Origin of the sequence: Luteimonas sp. BLCC-B24, from assembly GCF_028550595.1 — a bacterium.
GTDB lineage: Bacteria > Pseudomonadota > Gammaproteobacteria > Xanthomonadales > Xanthomonadaceae > Luteimonas.
Genome location: NZ_JAQQGN010000008.1, coordinates 66472 through 79161, shown reverse-complemented (window position 1 = coordinate 79161; position 12690 = coordinate 66472). Strand labels below are relative to the sequence as shown.

Genomic DNA, 12690 nt, shown 5'->3' with positions numbered 1-12690 from the left:
CGGTCGGGACGATCGCGCAGGCGGACACAGGCTGCCGACCGGGCACGCAATGCCCGGAACGCCGCCGCGATGCCCGCCGCATCGCAATCAGTGGACTTCGGGGCCGGTCTCCGGACTCGCGCGTGGGCCGCAGGGGCCCGGGCGTCGCGCCTTCCCATGCCGGAGCACAGTGGCGGATGCGATGCCTTGTACACGCTTACCGTTGCGGGGGCAGTGCCGGAATGGAGGTCGCGTCGCGACCGTCGTCACCGGCTTCCCGTTTCAATCCACCGAACGAACGCCGGGGATCACCTCGAAGCGGGCGCGATTGTACGTCAGGTCTCCGAGCGGATCACGGCGGCGGGTGCCGGCGGCACGGGCGGCATCGCCGCGCTCAGTCGTCCTGGCGATCGAAGAGGCGGTCGGCCGGTGCCTCGTCGGGCGCGGGGGCGGCGTGCAGCGTCGTGGTGACCGGCCCGGCGGCCGGGCGCCCGCGCGGATCGGGCAGCTGCGCGATTGCCGCCTCGGCGGCTGCCACGAGTTCCTGGCGCCGGGCCTCGGGCACGTCCTGCCAGTGGCAGTCGCGCAGCGCCCCTTCCAGCGAATACAGCAGATTGAGGCTGGGCTTGAAGCCCGCGCGACGCACGCGCATGAAGGCCTCCAGCGGACCCACGGCCTCGAGATCCTCGCGCGTGCGCAGACCCACCTGGCGCAGCCACGCGGCCGATTTCGGGCCGATGTTGCGCAGCGCCGACGTGGTCACCCGAGGCTCTCGACGTAGAGCGCGGCGATGGCTTCCAGGCCCGCCTGGTCGTCGGCGTCGAAGCGCGCCGGCACGGGGCTGTCGAGATCGAACACGCCGATCAGCCGCTCGCCTGCGAACAGCGGCACCACCAGCTCCGAGCGGGACGCGCCGTCGCAGGCGATGTGGCCGGGAAACGCGTGCACGTCATCGACGCGCTGGGTCTGCCGGGTACGCGCGGCGGCACCGCAGACGCCCTTGTCGAGCGGGATGCGCACGCAGGCGGGCAGGCCCTGGAACGGGCCGACGACCAGCTCGGTGCCGTCGAACAGATAGAAGCCCACCCAGTTCAGATCGGGCAGTGCGTGATAGACCAGCGCCGAGAGGTTGGCGGCATTGGCGATGCGGTCGGTTTCACCGTGCAACAGGGCACGGACCTGGCCCGTCAGGGCGGCATACTGTTCGGCCTTGGAGCCGGTCAGGGGAGATGACGTGAACATGTCGCGCAGTGTAGCAGCGGCGCCGCACGGGCCCGACGGGCCGCATGCTCTGCCGCGGGACGGCCTGGGGTTCCGCCTGCGCGGTCTGCAGGCCTCGCGTCTGGAAACCTTCGTCGATGCCGCGTTCGCGTTCGCGGTCACGCTGCTGGTGGTGTCGTTCGACGCGATGCCGGCCAGCGTGCCGGAACTGCACGACGTCCTCCGCCGCGCGCCGGCGTTTCTCGCGGGGTTCGCGATTCTGGCGATGTTCTGGGTCACCCATCATCGCTTCAGCCGCCGCACCGGGCTGCTCGACGCCCGGGTCACCCTGCTCGGACTGGCGCTGATCGCGGTCGCGCTGCTGTACGTCTATCCGCTGCGTCTGATCACCGGCATCGCCCTGCATTTCGTGACGGCGGGATGGGCGCCGCTGCCGATGGCGATCGATGCGGGCGCGGGCGGCTTCCGCAGTCTGTACGTGATCTACGGACTCGGTTTCGGCGCGATGTGCAGCATCCTGTGGCTGCTCAACCGGCATGCGCTCGCGCGTGCGGACGCGCTCGCACTGGACGCGGTCGAGCGCTGCGTGCTGGAGCAGGAGGCCGGCGCCATGGCCTGGCTGCTGATCCCGACCGTGGCCTCAATCGTGCTGGCGCTCGCGCCCCTGCCGGCCGGCACCGTCTGGCAGGGGATGCCGGGCATCGTCTACTGCAGCCTCGCGGTGTTGATGCCGTGGTATGCGGTGCGCAGCGAACGCGCGCTGGCGCGCGCGCGGGCCGCGGAGTCGGCGCCGTGAGTGCGCGCAGCCTGCTGGTCACCGGGACCGATACCGGCATCGGCAAGACCCACGCCAGTGTCGCGCTGCTGCACGCATTGCGTGCGCAGGGCCACCGCGCGATCGGCATGAAGCCGATCGCCAGCGGCTGCGAGCGGATCGACGGCCGCTGGCGCAACGAGGATGCGCTGGCGCTGCAGGCGGCCAGCGATCCACGCCCCGCCTACGACGACGTCAATCCGGTCGCGTTGCCCGAGCCGACGGCGCCGACGCTGGCCGCGCGAGCGGCCGGTGTAACGGTGGAGATCGCAGCCCTGCACGCCGCGCACGCGCGCCTCGCGGCGGCTGCGGACATCGTGCTGGTCGAAGGCGCCGGCGGCTGGGACGCGCCGCTGGCCGAGGGTCTGGAGCACAGCGATCTCGCCCGTCATCTCGGCGGTGCCGTGGTGCTGGTGGTCGGCATGCGGCTGGGCTGCCTGAGCCACGCGCGGCTGACCGCACGTGCGATCGCCGCCGACGGGTGCCGTCTCGTCGGATGGATCGGCAACCGGATCGACCCGGCGTTCGCGCGCGCGGACGACTACGTCGGCCTGCTGACCGATGCGCTGCCGGCGCCGTGTGTGGGCGTGCTGCCGTTCGTGACCGATGGTGTCGGCGCGCGCGACGCCCTGCGGCTCGATCCGGACTGGATCGCGGCGCTCTGAGCCGACCGGGCGCTGCCCGGCCCGAAAAAAAAAAGGCGCGGCCCGCGCCGCGCCTTTTCAGATTGCGAAGGACGGGCTCAATGCCCCTGCGGTGCAGGCGCCAGCCCGTCGCCGTGGCCGCCCGCATCCCGCGCGTCGATCGCATCCCGGTCGTGGCTGTGGTCACGTGCCAGCAGCAGATAGAACGCCGGCAGGACGAACAGCGTGAACAAGGTGCCCAGCGACATGCCGGCGGCGATCACCAGGCCCATCGAGAACCGCGCCGCCGCGCCGGGGCCGCTGGCGATCAGCAGCGGACCCATCGCGAACACCAGGGCCGCGGTGGTCATCAGCACCGGGCGCAGACGGATCGCCGCCGCCTGCTCGATCGCCTCGGCCTTCGACAGGCCTTCGTTGATCTGCAGCTTGTTGGCGAACTCCACGATCAGGATGCCGTGCTTGGAGATCACGCCCACCAGTGTCACCAGACCCACCTGGGTGTAGATGTTGATCGACATGCCGGGGAAGGCCTCGATGCCGGCGAACTGCAAAACGCCCGACAACAGCGCCAGCGCATTGAGCACCAGCAACGCGCCGCTGATCGCCATCGGCACGGTCATCAGCATGATCACCGCATCGCGGAAGCTCTCGAACTGGGCGGCCAGCACCAGGAAGATGATCACCAGCGCGAAGGCCAGCGTCACCAGCATCGTCGAGCCCTCCTGCTTGAACTGGCGCGATTCGCCGGCGTAGTCGACGCTGTAGCCTTGCGGCAAAACATCCGCGGCGATCTCGTCGAGCACCCGCAGTGCCTCGCCCTTCGATACGCCGGGGCGCGGCGCGAAAGTGATGCCCACGGCATTGAGCTGCTGGAAACGCTTGAGCGACTGCGGCTGCGCACTCTCCTTGAACGAGACCACGGTGGAGAGCGGAATCAGCTCACCGTCGCGGGTGCGGGTGTAGTAGTTGCCGACCTGCTCGGGATTGAGCCGGTCGCTGCGCTGGACCTGCGGAATCACCCGGTAGGAGCGGTTCTCCATCGCGAACCGGTTGACGTAGCCGCCGGCGAGCAGGGCGCTCATGTCGGCGGCCAGGGTGCGCATGTCGATCCCGAGCAGCGCCGCCTTGTCGCGGTCGATCTGCACCTCGACCCGCGGCTTGTCGATCTTCAGGTCCTTGTCGAGGAAGATGAAGCGCCGGCTCTCCTGCGCGCGCGCGACCACCTGGTCGGCCAGCTCGTTGAGCTGTTCCAGCGAGCCGATGCCGCCGATCAGGAACTCGCCGCCGCCGTCACCGCCGGCCGAGGGCAGGGACGGTGGCACCAGCGCGAAGATGTTCAGGCCGGTGATCTCGGCGAGCTTGGGCTGCAGGTCCTGCTGCAGGATCTGGTTGGTGGAGCGGTCGCGCTGGCTCCAGGGCTTCATGACGAAGCCGCCCATCGCGCTGTTGCTGCCGCCCATGCCGCCGAAGCCGCCGTTGAACAGGAAGAAATCGTTGATCTCGGGAATCTGCTCGACGACCGCGGTCATCTCCTCGGTGTAGCGCTCGACGTAATCGAGCGTACTGGCCGCGTCGGCGCTGCCGATCGCGAACACGAAGCCCTCGTCCTCGGGCGGCGCGGGCTCCTGCGGCGCACCGACATACAGGAACACGCACGACACCAGCACGATCGCGCCGAACACCAGGATCACCCAGCGCGTCTGCAGCGCGCCGTGCAGCCGGCGCTGGTAGCCCTGCTGCAGCCGGTCGAAGCGGCGGTCCAGCCACAGTTCGAGCCGGCTCTTGCTCGCCTCGCTGTGCGGCTTGAGAATCTTCGCGCACATCATCGGCGTGAGCGTCAGTGCGATCACACCCGACAACAGCACCGCACCGGCCAGGGTGAAGGCGAACTCGGTGAACAGCACGCCGGTCAGGCCGCCCTGGAAGCCGATCGGCAGATAGACCGCCACCAGCGTCGTGGTCATCGCGACCACCGGCCACGCGAGTTCGCGCGCACCGCGGATCGCCGCATCGAACGGCGTCATGCCTTCCTCGATGTGGCGGTGGATGTTCTCCAGCACGATGATCGCGTCGTCGACCACGATGCCGATCGCCAGCACCATCGCCAGCAGGGTCAGCAGGTTGATCGTGAAGCCCATCAGCAGCATCAGGAACAGCGCGCCGATCAGCGACAGCGGCACCGTGACCGCCGGGATCAGCACGCTGCGGAACGAGCCGAGGAACAGGTAGATCACCACGATCACGATGATCACCGCCTCGACGATCGTGCGGATCACCTCGTTGATGCCGTCCTGGATCGACTCGGTGCTGTCGTAGGGAATCGTCGCCTCGATGCCTTCGGGCAGCTGGGGCACGATCTCGGTGTCCCAGACGCGGCGCACGTCGGCGATGACGTCGAGCGAGTTCGCGTCGGGCGAGACGAAGATGCCCATGAAGGTCGCCGCATCGCCGTTGATGCGCACCGACGAGCCGTAGTTCTCCGAGCCCAGCACCACGTCGGCGATGTCGCCCAGCCGTACGATCGCACCATCGGCCTCGCGCACGACGAGTGCGCGGAATTCCTCGGGCGTGCGCAGGTCGGTGCGTGCGGTGAGATCCACCGACACCATCTGGCCCTTGGTCGAACCGAGTGCCGAGAGCACGTTGTTGGACTGCAGCGCGGCGTAGACGTCGCTGGCGGTCACGCCGAGCGCGGTCATGCGATCAGGCTTGAGCCACACCCGCATCGCGAACGCGCCCGGTCCCATGATCTCGGCGCGCTGCACACCGGGGATCGTCGCGATCCGAGGTTCGACCGCACGGGTGAGGTAGTCGGTGATCTGGTTGTCGTTGAGCTGCTCGCTGGCGAACGAGACGTACATCGCCGCGACCTGCTGGCCCTGCTGCAGGTCGATGACCGGATCTTCCGACTCGGCCGGCAGTTCGCTGCGCAGCTTGTTGACCTTGGCCGCGATCTGGGTGAGCGCTTCGTTGGGATCGTAGTCGAGGCGGATGTAGGCCTGGATCACGCTCACGCCGGCAGAGCTGGTGGACGTGATGTAGTCGATGCCCTCGGCGCTGGCGACCTCGCGTTCCAGCGGCGTGGTGATGAAGCCCTGGATCAGGTCGGCGTCGGCGCCGAAGTACGTCGTGCTGACGTTGACGACCGCGTTCTGCAGCTCGGGATACTGGCGCACGTTGAGCTCGGAGAACGCGCGCAGGCCGAACAGCAGGATGAACAGGCTGACGACGATCGCCAGCACCGGTTTGCGGATGAAGATGTCGGTGAATTTCATCTCGGTCTCCCCCGCGCCGTGCGGCGCGGGTCAGGGAGCGGGGCGCGAGAAACGCGCGACGGTCAGCGGTTCTGCGGGGTCGGCGCGTCGTCGGCGCTCGGCTGCACGCGGTTGTTGATGGTGACCACGGCATCGTTGCGGAGCTTGAGCAGCCCGCTGGTGGCCACGCGCTCGCCCGGCTTGAGGCCGTCGGTCACCGCGATCAGGTCGCCGCGCGTCGCGCCGGTGGTGATGAAGCGCTGGCGCACGATCAGGGTCGGGCCGTCGCTCTCGCCCTCGGCCGTGGCGTTGCCGCCTTCGGCATCGGCGGGGCGCTCGCTGACCACGTAGACCGCGTTGCCGTAGGGGTTGAAGCTCACCGCCGTCTGCGGAATCACCACCACCGGCTGCTCGCCGCCGACGGCCAGGTTCACGCGCGCGAACGCGCCGGGGCGCAGTGCGCCGTCGGGATTGGCGAGCGTGGCCTGCACCATGAAATTGCGCGTGCCGGCGTCGACGGCCGGTTCGATGGCGGTGATGCGGCCCTCGAAGCGGCGATCGGGCAGGGCATCGATGGTCACCTGCACCGTGGCCCCGTCGGTGACCAGCGGCAGCTGCTGCTCGGGCAGCGCGAAGTCGACGAAGATCGGATCGAGCTGCTGCAGGCTCACGATGGCGGTGCCGGGCGAAATGAACTGTCCCAGGTTGACCTTGCGGATGCCGAGCACGCCGTCGAACGGTGCGCGGATGGTCTTCTGCGCGATCAGGGCACGCTGCGCCTCGACATCGGCCAGCGCGGTGGCGGCCTGCGTGCTGCGCTCCTCGACCTCGGCCTGCGAGACCAGCTGGTCGCGGCCCAGCGCCTGCCAGCGGTCCCGCTGCACGGCCGCGAGCTTGGCCGCCGCTTCGCTGGCGCGCAGCACGGCGAGCTCGTTGTCGGTATTGAGCTCGGCGAGCACGGTGCCGGCGCGCACGGGCTGGCCCGGTTCGAACGACAGCCTGCGCACGACGCCGCCGGCCTCGGTGGTGACGTCGGTGCCGTTGACCGCGACCAGCGTGCCCACCGCATCCAGCGGCGTCGACCACGCCTGGGCCTCGGCGTCGAAGGTGGTGATCGCCACCGGCGGCTGCGGCATGTTGTCGAAGAATTCGTTCATGCCGCGGCTCATGACGGCCTTGGCCAGGAACACGCCGCCGAACAGTACGCCGGTGATCAGCAGTACGACGAGCAGGCGGAGGCCGGGGCGGGGCTTGCGCGCGGGAGGGGGCGTCCGGGACATATCGGAGTTCCGTCAGGGTAGGAAAGCGGGAGTGGTCGGGGCGATGCTCGCCCAGTCGGTGCCGAAGACGGCATGGCTGACATGGGCCACCAGGCGATCGAGTGCGCCCTCGTCGCTGGTGTCGAACAGCGGCTGCCAGCCGTAGCCGTTGAGCAGGTACTGCAGTTGCTGGACGAGCTCGCGATACGGGTCCCGGACCAGTTTCGGATCCAGCATGCCCTGCTGCTGCGCCAGCGTATGCATGCCGATGGTCATCAGCCACGGCCCCATCGTCAGCGCGGTGGGCGAGAGGCGGCAATCCGCGGGCAGGTCACCGCGCGCGCGGGCCTCGCGGGCGATGCCCTCGATCAGGTCGCTCAGCGGCCGGCAGGCATCGAGCGCGCGACGCCGGGAATCGGAGGACGCGGCGCCCCAGACGACTTCCGTCCAGACGAACTGGGCCAGGCGGAAGTGCTCGGGCTGCTCGCGCATGATCAGCAGGTCCGCCAGCACCACGGCGAGCATCTTCTCGCGCGTGCCGCCGGACCAGGTGGCCGCGCGTTCGAACAGCTCCACACGGTCGAGGCTGTTGCGCGTGGCCAGCGTCACCAGCAGGTCTTCCTTGCTCGCGAAATGCTTGTACAGCGTGCCGATCGCGTAGCCGCTTTCCTCCGCCACCCGCGCCATCTGCAGCGACAGCAGGCCGTCGCGCTGGATCAAGGCCTGGGCGGCATCGAGCATCGCCTGCTCGCGCCGGGCGATGTCGCGCTGGCGGCGCGCGATGACGGTCGAAACGCTGGACATCGCGTCGGCTGAACAGGGAGGAGGCGCGAGTATGAATCCGATTCACGGGATGAGCAAGGTTCGCAGGCCACGTACACCCGTTTCGTCCGTGGTCGTGGGGCATGACCTTCTTCACGGGGCCGGTCCAAACTGAATTTGCTATACTCGCCGGTATAGAAATACCCCGTGTCGCCTTTCCCCCCGTTTTCCAGGCCTCTCCCATGCGTCGATTCCTGACTCTCGCCGTGCTCGCCGCGGCGCTTTCCGCGTGCAGCGCCCAACCCGAACAGGCCGCACCACAGCCGCCCGAAGTGGGCGTGCTCACCGTCCAGCCGACGCAGGTGGCGCTCGAGCAGGAACTGGTCGGACGGCTCGCGCCGTTCCGCAGTGCCGACGTCCGCGCGCGCGTCCCCGGCGTGCTCGAGCGTCGTGTCTACCAGGAAGGCAGCGACGTCGAGGAAGGCGATGTGCTGTTCCGCATCGATCCGGCGCAGTTGCAGGCGGCGCTGGGCACCGCACAGGGCGCCCAGGCCCAGGCCCAGGCGAACTACGTCAACGCCAAGAGCGCGGCCGACCGTGCCCGCCAGCTCGCACCGACCAACTTCATCTCGAAGTCGGACCTCGACAACGCGCTCGCCGCCGAACGCAGCGCCGAGGCCGCGCTGCAGGCCGCGCGCGCGTCGACCCAGTCCGCGCAGATCAACCTCGGCTACGCGACCGTGCGCGCGCCGATCAGCGGCCGCGCCGGCAAGCAGCAGGTCACCGAGGGCGCGCTGGTCGGGCAGGGCGAGGCCACGCTGCTGACCACGGTCGACCAGATCGATCCGCTCTACATCAATTTCTCGATGAGCGCGGCCGACTTCAACCGCATCCGCGCGATGCCGCTCGATCGCGCGGCCGGCGCCGGCGAAGTCGAGATCGTGCTGCCCGACGGCACGGTTCACGACCAGCGCGCGACGCTCGATTTCTCAGGCGACATCGTCGACCCGTCGTCGGGCGCGGTGCAGCTGCGCGCGACGCTGCCCAACCCCGGACGGCGCCTGCTGCCGGGGGTCTACGTCACGCTGCGCGCGAACATGGGGCAGCAGAGCGGCGTCTTCCTGGTGCCCCAGGCGGCCGTGCTGCGGGATGCCAGCACCGCCTACGTGCTGGTGGCCGGCGATGGCGACGTCGTCGTGCGCAAGAACGTGCGCACCGACCGTGCGCAGAACGGGCAGTGGGTGATCAGCGAAGGCCTGGCCGCCGGTGACCGCGTGATCGTCAGCGGCGTGCCCAAGGCGCGCCCCGATGCGGTGGTCGCGCCCAAGCCGTGGGCGCCGGAGCAGGCCCAGGCCACGCCAGCGGCAGCCGCCGGGGCCGCGCCTGCAGGCGGGAACGGCGCGCCGGCGACGGACGTGAACGTGCCCGAGGCCCCGACGCAGGACGCCGCAGGTCAGGCCCCCGCAGCGACCGACGCGCAGGACTGAACCGTCATGCCCAAGTTCTTCATCAACCACCCGGTCTTCGCCTGGGTCGTCTCCATTCTGATCTCGCTTTCGGGCGTGATCGCGCTGCTGAACATGGGCGTGGAGTCCTACCCGAGCGTCGCACCGCCGCAGGTCACCGTCTCGGCGACCTATCCCGGCGCCAGCGCCGACACCACCGAACGTGCGGTCACCCAGGTCATCGAGCAGCAGCTCACCGGCATCGACAACCTGCTGTATTTCAGCTCGACCTCCAGTTCGTCGGGTCGCGCCAGTGTCACTCTGACGTTCGAGACCGGTACCGACGCCGACATCGCCCAGGTGCAGGTGCAGAACAAGGTCTCGCTGGCCACGCCGCGCCTGCCCAGTGAAGTCGTGCAGCAGGGCGTCGTCGTCGCCAAGGCCAATGCCGGCTTCCTGATGGTCGTGGGCCTGCGCTCGGACGACCCCACGGTCACCCGCAACCAGCTCAACGACCTCATCGGCTCGCGCGTGCTCGAGCAGATCGCGCGCGTGCCGGGCGTCGGCAGCACCCAGCAGTTCGGTTCCGAGTACGCCATGAACATCTGGCTCAATCCGGACCAGTTGCAGGGCTACGGCATGTCCGCCTCGCAGGTGATGGCCGCGGTGCGCGGCCAGAACGTGCAGTTCGCCGCCGGCTCCATCGGCTCGGACCCGGCGCCTGCGGGACAGGGCTTCACCGCCACCGTGTCGGCCGAAGGGCGCTTCAGCACGCCGGAGCAGTTCGAGAACATCATCCTGCGCGCCGATCAGGACGGCGCCACCGTGCGCCTGAAGGACGTCGCGCGCGTGGCGATCGGAGCGTCCGGCTACGGCTTCGACACCAAGTACAACGGCCAGCCCACCGGCGCGTTCGCGATCCAGCTGCTGCCCGGCGCCAATGCCCTCACCGTGGCCGAGGCGGTGCGCGCGCGCATGGACGAGCTGCAGCCCTCGTTTCCCTCCAACATCGAGTGGTTCACGCCGTTCGACAGCACCACCTTCGTGACGCTGTCGATCCAGGAAGTCGTCAAGACCCTGATCGAGGCGGTGATCCTGGTGTTCCTGGTGATGCTGCTGTTCCTGCAGAACCTGCGCGCGACGATCATTCCCACGCTGGTCATTCCGATCGCGCTGCTGGGCACGTTCCTCGGCCTCAGCCTGCTCGGCTTCACGGTCAACCAGCTCACGCTGTTCGCGATGGTGCTGGCGATCGGCATCGTGGTCGACGACGCGATCGTGGTGATCGAGAACGTCGAGCGCATCATGGCCGAAGAGCATCTGCCGCCGCGCGAGGCGACCATCAAGGCGATGGAGCAGATCACCGGCGCGGTGGTCGCGATCACCGTCGTGCTGGCGGCGGTGTTCATTCCCAGCGCGCTGCAGGGCGGGGCCTCGGGCGAGATCTACAAGCAGTTCGCGATCACCATCGCGATCTCGATGGCGTTCTCGGCGTTCCTCGCACTGGGCTTCACGCCCGCGCTGTGCGCGACCTTCCTCAAGCAGCATGCACCGCCGGGCGAACGCCGCGACAACGTGGTGGTGCGCACGTTCAACAGATACTACGAACGCGTGAACCGCACCTATGTCGGCCACATCGGCAGCGCGGTGCGGCATGCGCCACGCTGGATGGCGGTGTTCGTGGTGCTGGTGGTCGTCTGCGGGTTCCTCTACGTGCGCCTGCCGGGCAGCTTCCTGCCCGAGGAAGACCAGGGCTACGCGCTGGCGATCGTGCAGCTGCCGCCGGGGTCCACCCTGCAGCGCACGAACGCGGTGTTCGAGGACGTGCGCGCGCGCCTGGAACAGAACCCCGCCTACGAGAGCATGCTGCAGGTCGCCGGTTTCAGCTTCGTCGGCCAGGGCGAGAACGTCGGCATGGGCTTCATCAAGCTCAAGGACTGGGCCGAGCGCGACGTCGACATCAACGGCTTCCTCGGCGAGGCCAACGGCGCGCTGCAGGGCGTCCGCGACGCGACGATCTTCGTCGTGAATCTGCCGACGGTGCAGGGACTGGGCCAGTTCGGCGGCTTCGACATGTACCTGCAGGACCGCACCGGCGCCGGCCACGCGGCCTTGCAGCAGGCGCGCAACCAGCTGCTCGGCCTCGCCGCGCAGAAGCCGGACGTGCTGCAGGGCGTGCGCCCGAACACGCTCGAGGATGCGCCCCAGCTCAGGCTGCACGTCGACCGGGTGCAGGCGCAGTCGATGGGGCTGTCGGTGACCGACATCTACAGCGCGATCCAGCTGATGCTGGCGCCGGTCTACGTCAACGACTACGTCTCCGAAGGGCGCATCAAGCGCGTCAACATGCAGGCCGACGCGCAGTACCGCACCGATCCGGGCTCGATCGGCCGCTTCTACACCCCGAGTGCGATGTCGACCAATGCCGACGGCACGCCGACGATGATTCCGCTCAGCACGGTGGTGAACCCGGAGTGGGGCGCCAGCACGCCGTCGCTGACCCGGTACAACGGCTATGCGGCGGTGAACATCGTCGGCGCCCAGGCGCCGGGCCGCAGTTCGGGCGAAGCGATGGCGGCGATGGAGCAGTTCGTGGAGAACGATCTGCCGGCCGGCTTCGGCTACGACTGGGCGGGCCTGTCCTACCAGGAGATCATCGCCGGCAATGCGGCCACGCTGCTGCTGGTGCTGTCGGTGGTGGTGGTGTTCCTGTGTCTGGCGGCGTTGTACGAGAGCTGGTCGATCCCGGTGGCGGTGCTGCTGGTGGTGCCGCTGGGCATCCTCGGCGCGGTGCTCTTCACGATGCTGCGCCCGGGTCTGTCGAACGACATCTTCTTCAAGATCGGCATGGTCACGGTGATCGGGCTGGCGGCGAAGAACGCGATCCTGATCGTCGAGTTCGCCGTGCAGCAGTACAAGGAGGGCAAGACCCTGCGCGATGCCACGGTGGAGGCGGCGAACCTGCGTTTCCGGCCGATCCTGATGACCTCGTTCGCCTTCATCATGGGCGTCACGCCGATGGCGCTGTCCAGCGGTGCGGGTGCGAACGCCCGCCACGCACTCGCCACCGGCGTGATCGGCGGCATGTTGTTCGCGACGTTCCTGGGCCTGCTGATGATCCCGGTGTTCTTCGTGATCGTGCGACGGATGCTGGGTGACAAGCTCGACCGGCCGGATCCGCGGCTGGGTCTCGACGCGCCGCCCCGCGAGCCGGCGGTGGACGCGCGTCCGCAGCACTGAGCACGCTCGCGTCCACGTAAAGCGGGCCGCGCCGGTCACGGGGCGGCCCGTTTCATGCGGCGCGCACTCCGG

General features: G+C 69.1%; 9 protein-coding genes and 1 riboswitch. Of the genes, 4 read left to right on the top strand and 5 right to left on the bottom strand.

The window, feature by feature from the left end; genetic code table 11:
- Positions 1–83 precede the first annotated feature (83 nt).
- A riboswitch (cobalamin riboswitch) is annotated at positions 84–310 on the bottom strand.
- 63 nt (positions 311–373) lie between these two features.
- Both PQS31_RS14660 and PQS31_RS14655 read right to left on the bottom strand, forming a co-directional pair.
- Positions 374–742, bottom strand: coding sequence for a TfoX/Sxy family protein (locus PQS31_RS14660; RefSeq protein WP_272763493.1), 369 nt, complete (start codon positions 740–742; stop codon positions 374–376).
- A complete protein-coding gene (locus PQS31_RS14655; RefSeq protein WP_272763492.1) occupies positions 739–1221 on the bottom strand; it encodes a GAF domain-containing protein in 483 nt (160 codons plus the stop codon). The genes PQS31_RS14660 and PQS31_RS14655 overlap by 4 nt, the downstream gene beginning before the upstream one ends.
- On the opposite strand from PQS31_RS14655, the gene PQS31_RS14650 reads away from it, so the two are divergent.
- Together PQS31_RS14650 and bioD are read left to right on the top strand one after the other, a co-directional pair.
- Positions 1220–1996 (top strand): TMEM175 family protein, encoded by a 777-nt coding sequence (locus tag PQS31_RS14650; RefSeq protein ID WP_272763491.1) that lies wholly within the window; start codon positions 1220–1222, stop codon positions 1994–1996. The genes PQS31_RS14655 and PQS31_RS14650 overlap by 2 nt on opposite strands.
- Positions 1993–2679, top strand: a complete 687-nt coding sequence (gene bioD, locus PQS31_RS14645) for a dethiobiotin synthase (protein ID WP_272763490.1) — start codon at positions 1993–1995, stop codon at positions 2677–2679. Before PQS31_RS14650 ends, bioD begins: the two co-directional genes overlap by 4 nt.
- 77 nt (positions 2680–2756) lie before the next feature.
- Here the strand turns inward: bioD and PQS31_RS14640 are convergent, their stop codons facing one another.
- The 3 genes from PQS31_RS14640 to PQS31_RS14630 form a co-directional block, all read right to left on the bottom strand.
- On the bottom strand, positions 2757–5933 hold the full coding sequence (locus tag PQS31_RS14640; RefSeq protein WP_272763489.1) for an efflux RND transporter permease subunit: 3177 nt from the start codon (positions 5931–5933) through the stop codon (positions 2757–2759).
- Positions 5934–5995: 62 nt separating this feature from the next.
- Positions 5996–7192 carry an efflux RND transporter periplasmic adaptor subunit gene (locus PQS31_RS14635; protein WP_272763488.1) on the bottom strand — a complete coding sequence of 399 codons (1197 nt, stop codon included), beginning with the start codon at positions 7190–7192 and terminating at the stop codon, positions 5996–5998.
- A gap of 12 nt (positions 7193–7204) precedes the next feature.
- Positions 7205–7975 carry a TetR/AcrR family transcriptional regulator gene (locus tag PQS31_RS14630; RefSeq protein WP_272763487.1) on the bottom strand — a complete coding sequence of 257 codons (771 nt, stop codon included), beginning with the start codon at positions 7973–7975 and terminating at the stop codon, positions 7205–7207.
- Positions 7976–8175: 200 nt separating this feature from the next.
- Here PQS31_RS14630 and PQS31_RS14625 point away from each other — a divergent pair, with 200 nt between their 5' ends.
- Entirely contained in the window at positions 8176–9420 is a 1245-nt protein-coding gene (locus PQS31_RS14625; protein ID WP_272763486.1) for an efflux RND transporter periplasmic adaptor subunit, read from the top strand.
- A gap of 6 nt (positions 9421–9426) precedes the next feature.
- On the top strand, positions 9427–12618 hold the full coding sequence (locus tag PQS31_RS14620; protein ID WP_272763485.1) for a multidrug efflux RND transporter permease subunit: 3192 nt from the start codon (positions 9427–9429) through the stop codon (positions 12616–12618).
- The last annotated feature ends 72 nt before the right edge of the window (positions 12619–12690 follow it).